The sequence below is a fragment of the Nostoc sp. FACHB-152 genome (assembly GCF_014697475.1).
In the GTDB taxonomy this organism is placed as follows: Bacteria; Cyanobacteriota; Cyanobacteriia; order Cyanobacteriales; family Nostocaceae; genus Nostoc_B.
Genome location: NZ_JACJRV010000026.1, coordinates 13,980 through 30,067, shown reverse-complemented (window position 1 = coordinate 30,067; position 16,088 = coordinate 13,980). Strand labels below are relative to the sequence as shown.

14 protein-coding genes and 1 pseudogene are annotated in these 16,088 nt (G+C 38.8%); 13 read left to right on the top strand and 2 right to left on the bottom strand.

The features are described 5' to 3' along the window. Positions 1 to 31: 31 nt before the first annotated feature. From acnB to H6G76_RS18325, 7 genes and pseudogenes are all read left to right on the top strand, one after another. Entirely contained in the window at positions 32 to 2,662 is a 2,631-nt protein-coding gene (acnB, locus tag H6G76_RS18355) for a bifunctional aconitate hydratase 2/2-methylisocitrate dehydratase (RefSeq protein WP_190703567.1), read from the top strand. 57 nt (positions 2,663 to 2,719) lie between these two features. Further along, positions 2,720 to 2,968: a type II toxin-antitoxin system RelE/ParE family toxin gene (locus H6G76_RS18350; protein ID WP_190703565.1), complete on the top strand. Its 249-nt coding sequence runs from the start codon at positions 2,720 to 2,722 to the stop codon at positions 2,966 to 2,968. Positions 2,969 to 2,982: 14 nt separating this feature from the next. Beyond that, on the top strand, positions 2,983 to 3,195 hold the full coding sequence (locus H6G76_RS18345) for a type II toxin-antitoxin system Phd/YefM family antitoxin (protein WP_190703563.1): 213 nt from the start codon (positions 2,983 to 2,985) through the stop codon (positions 3,193 to 3,195). A 53-nt stretch (positions 3,196 to 3,248) separates the two neighbouring features. Next, positions 3,249 to 4,343 (top strand): DUF262 domain-containing protein, encoded by a 1,095-nt coding sequence (locus H6G76_RS18340; protein WP_190703561.1) that lies wholly within the window; start codon positions 3,249 to 3,251, stop codon positions 4,341 to 4,343. Further along, positions 4,343 to 5,020 carry an MAE_28990/MAE_18760 family HEPN-like nuclease gene (locus H6G76_RS18335; RefSeq protein ID WP_190703558.1) on the top strand — a complete coding sequence of 226 codons (678 nt, stop codon included), beginning with the start codon at positions 4,343 to 4,345 and terminating at the stop codon, positions 5,018 to 5,020. Before H6G76_RS18340 ends, H6G76_RS18335 begins: the two co-directional genes overlap by 1 nt. A 256-nt stretch (positions 5,021 to 5,276) precedes the next feature. Continuing rightward, a complete protein-coding gene (locus H6G76_RS18330; RefSeq protein WP_190703556.1) occupies positions 5,277 to 5,696 on the top strand; it encodes an endonuclease domain-containing protein in 420 nt (139 codons plus the stop codon). Positions 5,697 to 5,868: 172 nt separating this feature from the next. Next, positions 5,869 to 6,213: pseudogene (locus H6G76_RS18325) on the top strand (Uma2 family endonuclease); the annotation flags it as partial. Between the two features lie 75 nt (positions 6,214 to 6,288). Here H6G76_RS18325 and H6G76_RS18320 read toward each other — a convergent pair. Together H6G76_RS18320 and H6G76_RS18315 are read right to left on the bottom strand one after the other, a co-directional pair. Further along, positions 6,289 to 8,436, bottom strand: a complete 2,148-nt coding sequence (locus H6G76_RS18320; protein WP_313934793.1) for an ATP-binding protein — start codon at positions 8,434 to 8,436, stop codon at positions 6,289 to 6,291. Positions 8,437 to 8,574: 138 nt separating this feature from the next. After that, the gene (locus H6G76_RS18315; RefSeq protein WP_190703553.1) at positions 8,575 to 10,572 is read right to left on the bottom strand and encodes a DUF4157 domain-containing protein; all 1,998 of its coding nucleotides are present in this window, start codon (positions 10,570 to 10,572) and stop codon (positions 8,575 to 8,577) included. Between the two features lie 540 nt (positions 10,573 to 11,112). Between H6G76_RS18315 and H6G76_RS18310 the strand changes: the two genes are divergently transcribed. From H6G76_RS18310 to H6G76_RS18285, 6 genes are all read left to right on the top strand, one after another. Next, positions 11,113 to 11,697 carry a DUF4255 domain-containing protein gene (locus H6G76_RS18310; RefSeq protein WP_190703550.1) on the top strand — a complete coding sequence of 195 codons (585 nt, stop codon included), beginning with the start codon at positions 11,113 to 11,115 and terminating at the stop codon, positions 11,695 to 11,697. A gap of 13 nt (positions 11,698 to 11,710) precedes the next feature. After that, complete coding sequence (locus H6G76_RS18305) at positions 11,711 to 12,349, top strand: carboxypeptidase regulatory-like domain-containing protein (RefSeq protein ID WP_190703547.1); 639 nt, start codon at positions 11,711 to 11,713, stop codon at positions 12,347 to 12,349. 146 nt (positions 12,350 to 12,495) lie between these two features. Next, the gene (locus tag H6G76_RS18300) at positions 12,496 to 13,851 is read left to right on the top strand and encodes a phage tail sheath subtilisin-like domain-containing protein (RefSeq protein ID WP_190703544.1); all 1,356 of its coding nucleotides are present in this window, start codon (positions 12,496 to 12,498) and stop codon (positions 13,849 to 13,851) included. Between the two features lie 55 nt (positions 13,852 to 13,906). After that, positions 13,907 to 15,019, top strand: a complete 1,113-nt coding sequence (locus tag H6G76_RS18295) for a phage tail sheath subtilisin-like domain-containing protein (RefSeq protein WP_190703541.1) — start codon at positions 13,907 to 13,909, stop codon at positions 15,017 to 15,019. Positions 15,020 to 15,261: 242 nt separating this feature from the next. Beyond that, positions 15,262 to 15,702, top strand: coding sequence for a phage tail protein (locus H6G76_RS18290; RefSeq protein WP_190703540.1), 441 nt, complete (start codon positions 15,262 to 15,264; stop codon positions 15,700 to 15,702). 20 nt (positions 15,703 to 15,722) lie between these two features. Further along, positions 15,723 to 16,085, top strand: a complete 363-nt coding sequence (locus H6G76_RS18285) for a phage tail assembly protein (RefSeq protein ID WP_190703536.1) — start codon at positions 15,723 to 15,725, stop codon at positions 16,083 to 16,085. Positions 16,086 to 16,088: the final 3 nt, after the last annotated feature.

Here is a 16,088-nt window from a genome sequence, read left to right as displayed (position 1 = left end):
AGGGAAGAACATCCCAACGGAGAATACAGAAATGCTAGAACAATACCGTCAACACGTCGCCGAAAGGGCAGCATTAGGAATTCCCCCCTTACCGTTGGATGCGAAGCAAACCTCAGAATTATGTGAATTACTGAAGAATCCGCCCAAGGGTGAAGAACAAACATTATTACATTTATTGCGCGATCGCGTACCCCCTGGAGTTGACCCAGCAGCTTACGTTAAAGCTGGGTTTCTCACCGCCATTGCCAAAAAAGAAGTGAAAAGCCCGATAATTTCGTCCATTGAAGCGGTGCAATTGTTGGGAACAATGGTAGGCGGCTACAATGTACAATCTTTAATCCAGTTGCTGCAATTTGCTACCACATCAACATCAGACTCTTCCGAAACACCTCTAGTTATGGGAGGCGAAGGTAAAGAACCAATAGCCGCCCACGCCGCCGCAGCCCTCAGCAAAATATTGTTGGTGTATGATGCTTTCCATGATGTTTTAGAATTAGCTAAGACTAATCCCTATGCCAAGCAGGTAGTCAACTCTTGGGCGGAGGCTGAATGGTTTACTGCGCGTCCTAAATTACCAGAATTTATTACTGTCACAGTATTTAAAGTCCCTGGCGAAACCAACACCGACGACTTATCCCCTGCACAAAGTGCTACCACTCGCCCGGATATTCCCTTACACGCCTTAGTGATGTTAGAAACTCGTCAACCGGGAAGCTTAGAAACTATTGCCGAGTTGAAAAAGAAAGGACATCCGGTGGCTTATGTTGGCGATGTCGTCGGTACAGGTTCCTCGCGGAAGTCTGCAATTAACTCAGTGTTGTGGCACATGGGACAAGATATACCCTTTGTGCCGAATAAACGTGCTGGGGGATACATTTTAGGTGGTGCGATCGCGCCTATCTTCTTTAATACAGCCGAAGATGCAGGTGCTTTGCCAATTCAATGCGATGTTACTAAGCTAGAAACAGGCATGGTAATTACCATCTATCCCTACAAAGGCACCATCACCAACGAAGCAGGCGAAGTAGTATCCACCTTCACCCTCAAACCCGACACTATTTTTGATGAAGTTCGCGCTGGTGGACGCATCCCCTTATTAATTGGGCGTACCCTCACCGACAAAACCCGCCAAGCACTAGGTTTAGAACCAAGCACCTTATTTATCCGTCCCCAACAACCAGCCGACACAGGTAAAGGTTACACCCTTGCCCAAAAAATGGTAGGGAAAGCTTGCGGTTTACCCGGTGTCCGTCCCGGTACATCTTGCGAACCCATCATGACTACCGTTGGTTCTCAAGATACTACAGGCCCCATGACTCGTGACGAGTTAAAAGAACTTGCTTGTTTAGGTTTCAGTGCAGACTTAGTAATGCAGAGTTTCTGCCATACCGCCGCCTATCCCAAACCTGTAGACATCAAAACTCACCACGACCTCCCCGACTTCTTCGCCCAACGTGGCGGTGTTGCATTGCGTCCTGGCGATGGTATCATCCACTCTTGGCTAAACCGGATGTTGTTACCCGACACCGTAGGCACAGGCGGCGACTCTCATACCCGTTTCCCCTTAGGTATTTCCTTCCCCGCAGGTTCTGGGTTAGTTGCCTTTGCGGGTGCGTTGGGTGTCATGCCTTTAGATATGCCAGAATCAGTATTGGTACGATTCAAAGGTGAATTGCAACCCGGTATCACCTTGCGGGATATCGTCAACGCCATTCCCTACATTGCCATGCAAAAAGGCTTGCTGACAGTAGAGAAGCAGAACAAGAAAAACATCTTCTCTGGCAAAATTTTAGAAATGGAAGGCTTGCCAGACTTAAAAGTAGAACAAGCCTTTGAACTCACAGATGCTTCCGCCGAACGTTCTTGTGCAGGTTGTACAATTAAGTTGAGTGTCGAGACAGTTTCGGAATATCTGCGTTCTAACATTGCGTTGTTAAAGAACATGGTAGCCAGAGGCTATCACGATGAGCGTACCATCATGCGCCGCGTCGCCAAAATGGAAGAATGGTTAGCCAACCCCGTGTTACTAGAAGCCGACGCAGATGCGGAGTATGCAGAAATAATTGAAATTGATTTGAACGAAATCAAAGAACCAATTGTTGCTGCTCCTAACGACCCCGATAATGTTAAATTATTATCGGAAGTTGCTAACGATCCAGTACAAGAAGTATTTGTTGGTTCTTGTATGACAAACATTGGTCATTATCGGGCAACTGCAAAAGTTTTAGAAGGTGCAGGTGAAGTCAAAACTCGCCTGTGGATAGCACCACCAACCCGCATGGATGAACACCAATTAAAAGAAGAAGGTGTATACAGCGTTTTTGGTGCAGCTGGCGCAAGAACAGAAATGCCAGGGTGCAGTTTATGTATGGGAAATCAGGCGCGAGTTGCTGATGGCACAACTGTATTTTCTACCTCTACCCGCAACTTTAATAACCGCATGGGTAAAGATGCCAGAGTCTATCTAGGTTCAGCAGAATTAGCAGCAGTTTGTGCCTTGTTAGGGCGTATTCCCACAGTGCAGGAATATCTTGATATTGTGGCGAATAAGATTCATCCTTTCGCTGACAATTTGTATCGGTATTTGAACTTTGATCAAATTACTGGTTTTGAGGATGAAGGGCGCGTGATGACTAAAGAACAACAGGCTTTGTTGGTATAGTTTGATGAGGGTGAGTCTTAATGGCTCACCCTAGTTTATTTTAAAAGAGTCAAGTATGTGCAGTACCAAATAGAATTTAAACCCAAAGCCATTAAAGATTTAGAGCAATTCCCTGAAAATATTAGAGAACGTATTATCAACAAAATTGAAGCGATGCAAGATGATTTACAGGGAGACATAAAACACTTAACAAACTTTACACCAGAATACCGTCTGAGAGTAGGTGATTATCGAGTTTTGTTTGAATTAGAAGAACAGACTATTATGATATATAGGGTTAAGCATCGCAGTAAAGCTTATGAATAATAGGAGCTTAAAAGATGATTGAATTACATCCTGAATTTTTAACAAAAGATGGTCAAAAGCAATTTGCTGTTTTGCCTTATGAAGAATTTTTACAGATTCAGGAATTGCTAGAGAATTTAGAAGATTTAAGAGATTTACGAGAAGCTAAAGAAGAAGAAAAAGATAGTGTTTCTGTATCTTTAGCTGATGTAAAAGAAATGTTATTGTCTTATTTTATGTCAGATTAGTCTAATATAAATAACTCTGATATGTAATGCTCACAAAAACAAATTTTTAAATTATGGTAACTCAATTAGAAATTACAGATGAACGCAAAGACAATGCTGAAATAGAAATTCGTGACAAAACAAAACGAGTTGATTACAATACTTTAGAATACCCAATAGAAGTAATTATTCAAAAATATCTAGAAGGAAGAGATGAAGATGAAAATGAGTTGTTTATTCCAGACTATCAAAGAGAAATGTCTTGGGATGAAGATAGACAGTCCAAATTTATTGAATCTTTGATTTTAGGTTTACCAATACCTTATATCTTTGTTGCTGATATATCCGGCTCAGACGATTTAGCACGTCTAGAAATTATAGATGGTACACAACGTATTCGTACTTTAACTAGGTTTATCAACAATGAACTTAAATTACAAAATCTGGAGAAATTAAAAACTTTAAATGGTTTTACTTTTGCCGATTTACCGCTACCTCGCCAAAGACGTTTTAAGAGAACTACTATTAGAATGATTATATTGACAAAAGAAGCAGATGAAGAAATCAGAAGGGATCTTTTTGAGAGAATCAATAGTGGTAGTGTGGAATTAAATGAAATGGAGAAACGCAGAGGGGGTAAACCAGGTAAGTTTCTCGATCTAATTGAGGAATTATCAAAATATCAAAAATTTCTCGATTTATGCTCTTTTACTGAAACTGAAATCAATAAAAGAGATCCACAAGAATATGTTTTACGTTTTTTTGCATTTTTAAATAATTATCAAAATTATTCTGATTCTGATAGAAAAGTGCATAAATTCTTAAATAACTATCTAGAACAAGAAAATAAATCTGATTCCCTCCATATTGAGTCAATGAAAAATGAATTTTATTCAGTCTTGGAATTTATAAAAAACTATTTTCCTAACGCTTTACATATTTATCGAAAAACAAAAGATCACTATGAACCAACAACTAGAATTAAATTTGAATCAATTTGTGTAGGTATTGCTTTGGCATTAAGACAAAACCCAAATTTAAAACCAAAATCAACTGGTTTTTTAGACAGTGAAAAATTTAAAAAACTTACTGCATCTGATACATATAGTTCGCAAAATAAAGTAACTAATCGTATTCATTATGTTCGTGATCAGCTTCTAGAAAATTAATGAAAAGTACGTTATTTCAAGATTTTGATGAACGCGCTCAAGAAGTTAGTAGATATTTTTTGTTTTTAAAAAATTTAGAGCAAGGTTCAATCAAATTAAGCATAGGTAATGCTAAAAATACAAAAACTAAATCAATCAACAATAATTTAGAAAAAACTTTAAAAGCAACAGGATTTTTGTTACTTTATAATCTTGTTGAATCCACGATGCGTAATGCAATTATAACAATTTTTGATGAATTTCAAAATAAAAATGTTTCTTTTGATGATGTCACAGATAAAATTAAAAAAATTATTATTAAGAACTTCAAAGAGAATAACTCTACTGATACTCTTTTACAAAGTATAAACAATATTTCATGTGATATCATATCTTGCAGTTTTGATAAAGAAAAATTATTTTCAGGTAATCTTGACGCAAAAAAAATACGACAAACATCTGAGTTGTATGGTTTTTCATGTAACACAAATGCTAAAAAAACTAAAAATGGTAGCGATTTATTAAGAGTTAAAACTAATAGAAATGATTTGGCACATGGTTTTAAATCATTTGAGGAAGTTGGTAGAAATGCTACTGCGGACGAATTATTGGAGATTCAAAAAACAGTTATTTGTTATTTAAGGGAAATATTAGAGAATATAGAAATTTATTTATCTAAACAGGATTATTTAAAATAATAGTAAGTGTGTGTTAATTGATGAAGAATATTGTATAAATTTTACTATTAAATTTTAAAAGACTAAAGTGTGATCGCCTACTGTTGGTGCTGCCATAAAAATCCCAGTTTCCTATCTAGTATACAGACCTAACCCCCCATCCCCCTTCCCTACGAGGGAAGGGGGAGAAATCCTGCTCCCCTCTCCGCGTCGGAGAGGGGTTGGGGGAGAGGTCAGCCATAATGTATGAATCAACACCAGCCTCTACGTTTCATACATGAGTAATCAAACACCGCCACACAAATCCCCACGTAAAGAAGAAAAAACTCATAATATAGTTATCGGACAAACAATAAACCCATCTAAAATACAGCGTGCTAAAGAACTTCGTCGCCAAACGACACCAGAAGAAAAAATTCTTTGGCAACAACTTCGCAGTAATCGCCTCAATGGTTTACACTTTCGTCGTCAGCAAATTATTGATGGTTTTATTGCAGATTTTTACTGTCACGCAGCTAGATTAGTAATAGAAGTAGATGGAAAAATTCATGAACAACAAGCTGAATATGATGCAGAACGTGACAAAGTTTTGTTAGCTAGAGGATTGCGTTTGTTAAGGATTAAAAATGAGGAAGTGAAACAGGAACTTGATCGGGTGTTAATGTTGATTTCGCAAGCTTGTTTGGAAGAGACCTAACCCCCTAACCCCCTTCCCTACTAGGGAAGGGGGGACAATCTTGCTGTCTTTTCTGTGTTGAAGATTCGGGCGATCGCGCTAAATTATTAATAAAACCTGTAAAGCAAATTTCATGAAGTCTCTACAAGACTACACCACAGTTATCCGCACCGATGACAATGGTACATTTGTTGATAAAGAACAATTGGCGGGGGAACCTCTGTGGCAAAAAGAACCGATTATTTGTAACGGTAATACAATTAAGCTAGTTGCTGAAGTTGTAAGTACTAACTGGCAGGATGACTATGCTAGAAAAGTTGAAGAATATGCTTTTCTGAATATACCTGAATATTGGATTATCGATTTTCGAGGATTGGGTGGTTTGCAATTTATTGGTAATCCAAAACAACCTACCTTCACTGTTTGCCAACTAGTGAATGGCGTATATGAACAACATCAATATCGCCTAGGAGAACTTATCTCATCTTATTTGTTACCTAATTTACGGATGACACTCGACGATATTATGCCAATTTAAATTATTTATTGTTGAATTGAAATATACTGCGATTATCAAATCAGCACGCAGTGTCCAGATAGGGGCAGCCGTCTATCAACGCCAATTTATATATTCTCCTAAGTCTTTTTCTCTTAAAATATGCCCCATCTTTTGATACTCCCGGCGCAATGCTCCAATCAAATGTTTCATATTGATTACTTTCCCATCATCTGCTGCTAAAAAAGCTGCTGTCAAAGCAATGTTGCGAATATTAGCCCCAGTAATCTCAAAATTTTCTGCCAGAAACTCTAAATTCAACTCGGAGCTACAAGGTGCAATTTTCGGAAAAATTCTTTGCCAAATTAGATAACGATTTTTTGTGTCTGGTAGGGGGAACTCAATAATAAATCGGAGACGACGCTCAAAAGCTGTATCTATATTGCTACGCAGATTAGTAGTTAGAATCGCAATTCCTTCATACTCTTCCATTTTTTGTAATAGATAACCTACTTCAATATTGGCATAGCGATCGCGGGCATCTTGGACTTCAGAACGTTTGCCAAATAAAGCATCTGCTTCATCAAAAAATAGGATGGCATTAGAATTACTTGCAGCATTAAAAATGCAATTGAGGTTTTTCTCTGTGTCACCGATGTATTTACTAACTATTTGCGATAAATCTATTTTGTAAAGGTCTAGTTGCAATTGATGGGCTATCACCTCTGCCGCCATAGTTTTACCTGTACCGGAAGAACCACAAAACAGTACATTTAGACCTTTTCCTAAAGATAATTTATCTGCAAAACCCCATTTTTGATGTACTAAATCTCGATATTCTGCTTCTTTGCAAATTTCTTTTAGTTGTATTATTTGGTTGGGCTGCAATACAATATCATCCCAAGTATATTTCGGTGTAATTTTTTGGGCGAGGTTCCCTAAGTCGTGACCAGATTGAGCGCGGGCTGCACTACACAAGTGGAAAAATGAGGATAGTGGTTTTTCTGTTTTGCGATCGCTAATATCTTTTATGGAGTTAATTTGTTGCCAACGAGCAGTATTATAGGCAGTAGTCACAGCATTGGCGATCTGGTCTGAAGTCAAAACAAAGCGATCGCTCAATACATCTAACTCTTGATCTTCAATACTGATTTGCGCTGCTTGGAGGTGAGTTTGCCAACAATCTCTGCGTTGGCTTGACTCAAGAATGGTAAACGAAACTGAAATTAACCCAGTTGCGCCTGTAGCTGTGGGTATCCAATTTTGTACCCCTGCAATAATGGTAATACCCCGATTTTTCTCTAGTTCTCCCAGGAAGGTTTGATAGAGAAGTTGATTTTCTTGAAGGTAAAGAATATCGAAGTTATCAAGATACAGCAAACAGTGAAAAAACCAAGCTTCACGCCATAATATTTCTAACTTTTCCTCAAAATTAGTTTTATCATCTACTATCTTTGTTAAGTCTGCAATTAGTAAAGGAATTTCCAAAGTTTTGGCAAGACTTTGGGCAGTGCGGCGTTTACCAGTAGTATCCGTCCCTTGAAAATAGAGTAGTAGAGGTTGTTGTTTTTGCCAGTCTTCTATCACCAAAGCTTCTAAAGATGTGTGTACATCTGCCTTGAGATAGGAGTTATCAAAATAGATATTTGGTTCTAGCAGTTGACAACAAGCAGTAAGTCGAGAATCTAACCCTGGTTGCTGCAATAGCAACCTCACCACTTGCGGATCGATGATGAGATGATGAGAAAGAAGTGTTGACTGATGGGAGTCTGTGACAAGATGGACTAAACGGTGATGAAGTAAGGGTGCGTTAGTAGCAAAATGCTTGCGTCGTGATAGCTTTTCGGGAATGCTAGAACAAAGCAAGTTTAAGACCATATCTACTGTCGGTCTTTTGTTACTCATATCATCTTGGAGATAAGCATAGATCCTTTCATAGTGACGATCTAATTCTGGTGCTAAAGCAATAGCTAGTATATCTAAGTCAAAAGCAGATAAGCTAAAAGTATTTTGCAACCATGCTAATAGTGAATCATACCGAATTGTAGTTGATGCTTGTTCTGATAAGATTTCGGTTTTTTGTAAGCATGAAATGCCTAATTCTCTCGCAGCTTTTTGGTTTAATTCCAGCGTAGAAATAGCTGTTTTAATCAGCCAATCTAATCGCAGTAGGAGAGGTTGCAACCCATTTAAATCGGGAGTAATTTCTGTTTCTGAAAACATGGGTTTAGTAAATGTTTTTTCTCCTGCTTCTATCGAATTCACTGCTGATAATTGGAATGACATAGAGAAGTGGAACAGACTTAGCTAGTGATGCCTAGGGTATGCGTAACTGTTAGACTGCAATATGTTGGTTTAGTGCCATATCTGTTAGCACACCCTACAAAAGGGGCGCACTACTAGTTAGTTCTCTGCTGAGGTATATTTACCTTTGTTTGCTCGTTCCTGTTCTTTGATGATTGCTTCTTTTGCCTTTTTTATAAGTTGTTTTTGTATAGTAAGTTCTTCGTCATTGAGTTCTAAACGATTTTCTACAAAATCATCAACCTCATAATAGAATGATGAGTCATTTGGGTTGTCTGTATTTTCCTGTTGGTTGTTTCCGTTTTTCTGATAATCATGCCAACGTGTTATTTTGGCATAACCGATAATATCTTGAATAGCGATGTCTCCTGTGGCGATTTCTGGGAACGGATTATCTTGTTTGGTAAATGTGGCATATCCGTCTTTAACAATAACTGCATAAACATATGCTGTCATCTTGAATGATTCATGTTGGTCACGATTATTTTCTTTTATATGTTTTCTATTTTTATTTGCTAAAGGGAACTTAACACAAGCATGTAAGCTAGTTGCTACACTCACAGTCGATAGAAGTTCGTTATCCTTAATACCTTTTCGGAAAGCTGGGCCTTTATCTTCTAACCAACCTCCTAAAGGATTCCATGATTCACTCAATGCATATCGCTTTTGGAAGAATGGAGCAGTTATTGGGCGTGTAATTCCTCCCCAACCTCCCTCATTTTTACTCTTAAGAACTGTCGACGGATTGCCATCCGTAGTGTGGAATCCTACTCCTAAAGTTTTTGATTGTGACCAAGGTCTCCAATACCAAACATCTGCTAGATAGTCCCAAATACCCGGATTAATTTCGAGTATATCCATAGAAGAAGCAGGCTTTTCATTTTCCACTTCTAGCTGCATGATATCTTTGATAGGTAGCTTCTCCCAGCTTATATCTAAGCCTTTCTCGATCATGTGGTTTAATAGTTCCTTCTTCGCTTGGTCGGGAATCTCCTGTTGTGCTGGTACAAGTTTTGGTTCATCTTGGCTATCATCTACTTTCCATACTTCAGACCAAATTTGTTTAGCGGTTTCGGAATCTGCCTTACAAACTTCCGCAAAAAGGTAATTGGCAACATATTCAAATGTACCTTCCTTGTCACCTCCAGATTTTTCGTCAAATAGGTCTGGTTTTGGTTTTTTAAGGTCTGCTATCTTACTTTTCTTCTTTGATTTTTCAATTTCATCTAGATCTATTTTCTTGTTTTTTGCTCTTTTGCCACGCCAACGTCTCCTTTTTCCATCATCAGAAGATGGTGCTAGGGTGTAAACGTAATTATCGTCGTTTTTTGGAAGTGGTTCGTTATCATCCAGCTCAACCAAATCTCCAAAGGTGTCATGATGTACCCCAACGTCTTTCATTCTTTGAACTAAGTGCCGAGAGCATCGGTCGATCGATTTATCACCCTGCTGTTTCACATGAGTCAATTCATGGGCAATCAACTCCTGTCCCCCTAAACTCCCTGGCTGATATTCCCCTTGCCGAAAGAATACATCTTGACCTGTGGTAAACGCCTTCGCCTGAATAGATTGATTCAACTGGTCTGCTTGAAGATCTGTATGTACGCGCACACCACTAAAATCTGCCCCCATTGCCTGCCCCATCGACTGTTGTAGACTGTCATCTAACGGTTGTCCACTTCCCCTTGCACTATTAATGGCTGATTCCAAAGCTGTTGATGCTTCACCACCAGAAATAGCTTCTTGACACTGCACCATTTCTGGTAATTGTTTCCGTTGCAATTTTTCTTGTATCGGCGTTGAATCTGCTTTTGGTAATGCACTCGTTTGTGGTGTATGAATCTGCTGAACTACATCCTTGGCTACTCGATCCGCTTCTTGCTCATACTTATCCCCCACTTCACCTATTGCCAGCTTCGCTTGTATTGGTACACCAACTTGACCAGAATTACCCCAAAGCTGCGCGGAAATTCCTTGGAATTTAGGAACCCATGAGGTTTGCGTTCCTGCCATAATCTCTTGCGTTGACCTTGTACCAATAGCACTATCTAACTGCTGTTTTTCATTTTGACTTACACTATTTGGATCTTGTTGCATTCTCTGCACTACTTCAGACAATGACCCATAACTCGGACTCGTGGCTGTCTGTTGACTTTTTGGCGTTGATCGAACAGAGGGTGAAGCTTTGTCAGATATTTGCTTGCGGTACATAGATCGTCTCCTCTATCCAAGTAATGGTTGTATAAAATTAGTGCTGCAATATACTTTAAATATCACTTAAAAATTTCTTTCAGTAAAGTTTGACGTGTTTATTATTTAACATCATACGGAAAAATTATTTATACATACTTGGGCAATATACTGATAAAAGCCCAAACCGATTTTTAGTGTAACAACAAAATTCTGGAACACCAAGTTCTTGGTTTGAGATCTAAATAATCGAAACCATAAAGAAATATTTTCAATACATTACAGTTTTTGTATTTATTTCTAATATTTGTAATGCTTATTGACAATAATTAATAGAACTGTTATTGAATAAGCAATTAACTGTTTGTAATATTTAGAACAATCAATGCTTTTTTATTTTATCAACTTTAAAAGCATACTGAGTTACTAATGAACCTTAATTAGATAATGTTAGATGGTCTAGACACGACTTTAGAATTGCTACTGAAGCGAGAACTTCCACCTGATATTCCTTCTGGAGACACCGAAGTTTTTATCAGTTTTGTTACGCCTTATCAAGGAGCAATCAAGCAAAAGCCAGCGATTAACTTATTTCTTTATGATGTGCAGGAGAATTTAGAGTTACGCGAGAGTGCATGGTCAGTGGAACGCCAAAGTAATGGTAAAGCAATTAGAAAGCGTCCCCCAGCTAGGGTGGATTGTTCTTATTTAATTACTGCTTGGCCGCAAAATGAAGAAGATGTCCAGACAGAACACCAACTTCTAGGAGCAGTTATGAAGGTGTTACTGCGATATCGAAAACTTCCCGAAACCTTTGTTGGAGATAACTTGGAAGGACAAGAACTTCCTCTGAGACTCATTAGTTTACGTCCGAGTAACTTACAAAGTTTTGGGGAATTTTGGCAAGCGATGGGAGGGAAAGAAGGAACTAGACCGAAGGTGGTCTTGCATTGTACTGTTACTATTTCTGTTCCTGTAGATGACACAGGAGAAGAAGCACGATTGGTGGGAGTTTATCAACCCAACTCTTAATTTAGGAATAACGATGCTCGAACTATCTATAGTTAATCAACAAATAGCGATCGCAGGTAAAGTTTTGCAAGGAGAAACGGAAAAACCTATTTCTGGTGCCATAGTAGAACTTGTCGAAATGCCAGAAAAGTTTCGAGCTAATTTAGCTCTCAAAGCATTGCAATACGGTTCGCAATGGCAAAAGTTGTTAGAGCGACCTGACCGCAAAGTTACAACCAATGCTGGCTACTTTTATTTCACTAACTTACCTTCTGGGGAATATATTTTAGAAGCATCGTTACCTACGAATCCAACTCTATATAACGAAGTTAGAACAAAGGTTAAAATCTCTCCCCCCATTGATGGTAAAGTTACCACGACAATTCAGGATGTTGTGCTTTTACCTACGGGAATTAAAGGCACAATTACTGATGCCAACGAGCCAAAGAAATTGGTTGCCAATGCCAAAGTACAAATCCAAAATAGTGGAGATAGTACCATTAGCGACCAAAAAGGTAATTATCAGTTAATCGGATTAGAGTCGCCAAAATCAGGGCAACGTACCATTAACCTGATTGTCTCTGCAACTGGATATCAACAATTGTTTCAAACAATTGATATTCAGCGTGGTGAAATTATTACCGAGAAAAATTTTGCTCTCAAACCTAAATAAATATGGCTGTTTATTTTAGCTTATGCTAAATTAACTTGATGAAATTTAGAAAGCCTTACTATGCAGTAATAGGCAATAGGTAATAGGTAATAGATTTTTGAAATCTTAACTATTTTTTGAATATACCCAGGCAAGGAGCCAAGGAAATGCCAACTTATCTTTCTCCAGGTGTTTACGTCGAAGAAATAGCGTCTGGTTCTGCCCCAATTGTCGGACTTGGAACTAGTATTGCTGCTTTTGTTGGTACTATTTCAACTAAAAATCAAACTTATAATATTAATAAAGTAGAAGCGGAAACCATCGGCAGTGGAGATGGTAATAAAACCACTTTTGACCTCAGCAATTATCCAATAGGGACTAGCAATTTCACCGTTAAGGTTGGTGGACAAGAGCAAGCAAGTGGTGTTTCTCTAACAAACGATGATAGTGCCAAAAAATCTCAAGTTGTATTTACTACAGCACCTACTTCTGGAGAAATTACTGTTGATTACTATTTGCAATCTGCCTTGGCAGGAGAAATTAAACTCATCACAAACTTTAGTGAATTTAAAAAATTCTTTGGTGATTTTTTACACCCTAAAGATAATAAAGAACAAAATACTTTAGCTCATGCAGTTTATGGCTTTTTTAGAAATGGTGGGACTCGTTGTTATGTCACCTGGATAACTGGCGAAAACAAGATTGGTAATGTTTTAGATCAGTTTGAAGCTATTGATGAAATTGCCATTATTGCTGCGCCGGGAAATTTAGAGCTTAGAGATGATATAAAAGACCATGCTGAAAAATTAGGCGATCGCATTGCGATTCTTGATAGTCAAGAGACTATTGACCTCAGCAGCACAGGAGTTGTTAATACTCTAAAACCCTTTAATTCTAGCTATGCAGCTTTGTATTTCCCGTGGATTCAAGTTTTCGATCCTGCTAGTAATAGTAATATTTATATTCCGCCAAGCGGTCATATTGCTGGGGTTTATGCACGGGTTGATGGACAAAGAGGAGTACACAAAGCCCCTGCTAATGAAACTATATTAGGAGCCTTAGATTTAAAATATAATCTCAGCAAAGCTAAACATGATGGACTCAACCCTGATGGAATTAACGTAATTCGTAAGTTAAACGGAAATATCCGCGTTTGGGGTGCGCGTACCTTAGGCGGAGATGCAAATACAGAGTTTAAATACGTCAATATTCGCCGTCACTTTAGTTATTTAAAAGACTCCATTGATAAAGGAACTCAATGGACTGTTTTTGAACCCAATACTCCCGAACTTTGGGCAAAAATTCGCCGCAATATTAGTGCTTTTTTATTGATAGAGTGGCGCAAAGGTGCGTTATTTGGTACGACACCCCAAGAAGCTTTTTATGTGAAATGTGATGCCGAAACAAACCCCCTAGAAATTAGAGACTTGGGTCAAGTTGTAACAGAAATTGGTCTAGCAGTAGTTAACCCCGCAGAATTCGTAGTTTTCCGTCTCAGTCAATGGACTGGTTCGGGGAAATAGGGAAGAGGCAATAGGCAATAGGGAATATTAACAGTCAACAATTAACTAATATCTAATGCCAACTTTAGAGCCAAAAATACCGGGTGTATCGCTAAATTATGTTGTTCCGACTCCAGAAGCGGAGTTACTGACAGGTGTGCCAGTTTTCTTTGGTTTGACAACCTTAAAAACGGACATCAACGAAGCAAAAAGGTTAACCTTAGCGACGCATTTTCAGCAGTATTTTGAGCAAACAACGGGATATTTGGCAGATGCGATCGCAGGATTTTTTGAAAATGGAGGTCGTCTTTGTTATGTTATTGCCTTAGCTGACAACACTCTTGATGCTTTGCAAGCAGGTTTAGAGGCTAGTGAAATCTTAGAAAATGTCGATTTAGTTTGCGTTCCCGACATCATGCTCAATTCAGATGGGGAAGTTATAAAAATGCAGCAAACTATTTTAGAGCATTGCGAACGAATGGGCGATCGCTTTGCGATTCTTGATGCTTTGAATAGTGGTGATTTAATTGTTCTAAATCAGCAACGGCTCAAGCTTGCTAGCCGCAACGGTGCGTTATATGCACCTTGGTTAAAAGTAGAAAATCGTTCAGTAGACATTCCTCCCTGCGGTCATATTGCAGGCATATATGCAAGTTGCGATCGCGCTGTTGGAGTACATGGCGCACCTGCTAATATTCCCCTTGCAGGAGTACTAGATATTAGTTTTTCCCTTACTGCTACAGAGCAAGAACAGCTTAATCCGATCGCTAGCGGGGGAGTCAATTGTATCCGTAGCTTCCCAGCGAGAGGAATGCGAGTTTGGGGAGTGCGTACCCTCAGCCCGATTCTTGAATGGCAATATGTCAATGTGCGTCGCTTATTTCTCACCTTTGGACGTTGGGCAAATCGTAACTTAGCCAATACGGTATTTGAACCCAATACTTTTCCTTTATGGGTGCGACTGCAAAGAGAATTAAGCGTTTATTGTGAATCTTTGTGGCGACAAGGCGCTCTCCAAGGTGGTTTGCCCCAAGAGGCATTTTATGTCAAATGTGATGCCGAAACTAATCCGCCAGAAAACCGAGAAATAGGACAAGTAGTAGCAGAAGTTGGTTTAGCACCCACCATTCCGGGGGAATTTATTCAGCTTTTACTTGTGCAAAGTAGTACTGGAATTTCGGTGGTTTGAAGATAAGAGGCAATAGGGAATAGGCAATAGGCAATAGTAAAAGAAGCGTAAGAAGGGAGGTGATAGGTGTTGCGTTTTTTCAACAATTAAATCGGAGTCTCATAGATGATATAGGAATCGAAGTAGAGTTTATGACAAATACTAATCATCAAACACTGCTTATTGCCTATTGCCTGTTACCTATTACCTCTTCCTATTGCCTGCCATAAATGTTAATTCAAATTTATTGAAGGAGTGATTTTATGCCCACAATTTCTAATCCTCACGACCCCTATAGTGGTTATAATTTCTGGGTGGAATGGGATGGTATTGTTCATGCAGGTTTTCGGGAATGTAGCGGTTTAAACGCAACTCGCAAAGCAGGAACTTATCGAGAAGGAACAGATAAAGCATTAAGCCAACGCCAAATTCCTGGACTAAATAGTTATGGCAATATTACCCTAAAACGGGGAATTACTGACAATAAAGAATTGTGGGAATGGCACAAGAAATTACAAAATGGCGATACAGACCGACGCAACCTATCGATTATTTTAGCTAACGATAAAGGAGAAGAAAAATTTCGCTGGAATTTAGAAAATTGCTGGCCTACAACTTGGAATGCTCCAGATTTTAACGCTTCTTCTGATGAAGTGGCGATTGAAACTCTTGAATTAGTTCATGAAGGTATCAGCATTGGTTAGTATTTTATTTGAACAAAATCATGCAGCAAACTGAATTTCCTTTTATCTTGCCTCAAGGATATATCGACTCGGAAAGCAACACTCACAGAGAAGGCATTATGCGCCTTTCGACGGCTTATGATGAAATTGCCCCAATTCGAGATCCAAGGGTGCAGAAAAATCCCGGTTATTTGGTGATTATTCTTTTAGCAAGAACGATAGTCAAACTAGGAACTTTAGAGCAAATTAATACCAAAATAATTGAGGGTTTATTTTCTGGAGATTTAGTTTATTTACAGGATTTTTATCAAAGAATTAATCAAAACGGTCATAGTCGTTTGCGGGTAGCCTGTCCCCACTGTGAAGGAGAGTTTGAAGTGGAAACTGTTCCCGTGGGGGAGTAGCTT

Bases quoted from the DNA above. Each gene is read 5' to 3' on its own strand.
- H6G76_RS18310 (WP_190703550.1), top strand. From the start codon at position 11,113: ATGTTAGATGGTCTAGACACGACTTTAGAATTGCTACTGAAGCGAGAA.
- H6G76_RS18345 (WP_190703563.1), top strand. From the start codon at position 2,983: ATGATTGAATTACATCCTGAATTTTTAACAAAAGATGGTCAAAAGCAA.
- H6G76_RS18315 (WP_190703553.1), bottom strand. From the start codon at position 10,572: ATGCAACAAGATCCAAATAGTGTAAGTCAAAATGAAAAACAGCAGTTA.
- H6G76_RS18285 (WP_190703536.1), top strand. From the start codon at position 15,723: ATGCAGCAAACTGAATTTCCTTTTATCTTGCCTCAAGGATATATCGAC.
- H6G76_RS18330 (WP_190703556.1), top strand. From the start codon at position 5,277: ATGAGTAATCAAACACCGCCACACAAATCCCCACGTAAAGAAGAAAAA.
- H6G76_RS18305 (WP_190703547.1), top strand. From the start codon at position 11,711: ATGCTCGAACTATCTATAGTTAATCAACAAATAGCGATCGCAGGTAAA.
- H6G76_RS18340 (WP_190703561.1), top strand. From the start codon at position 3,249: ATGGTAACTCAATTAGAAATTACAGATGAACGCAAAGACAATGCTGAA.
- H6G76_RS18335 (WP_190703558.1), top strand. From the start codon at position 4,343: ATGAAAAGTACGTTATTTCAAGATTTTGATGAACGCGCTCAAGAAGTT.
- acnB (WP_190703567.1), top strand. From the start codon at position 32: ATGCTAGAACAATACCGTCAACACGTCGCCGAAAGGGCAGCATTAGGA.
- H6G76_RS18295 (WP_190703541.1), top strand. From the start codon at position 13,907: ATGCCAACTTTAGAGCCAAAAATACCGGGTGTATCGCTAAATTATGTT.
- H6G76_RS18290 (WP_190703540.1), top strand. From the start codon at position 15,262: ATGCCCACAATTTCTAATCCTCACGACCCCTATAGTGGTTATAATTTC.
- H6G76_RS18300 (WP_190703544.1), top strand. From the start codon at position 12,496: ATGCCAACTTATCTTTCTCCAGGTGTTTACGTCGAAGAAATAGCGTCT.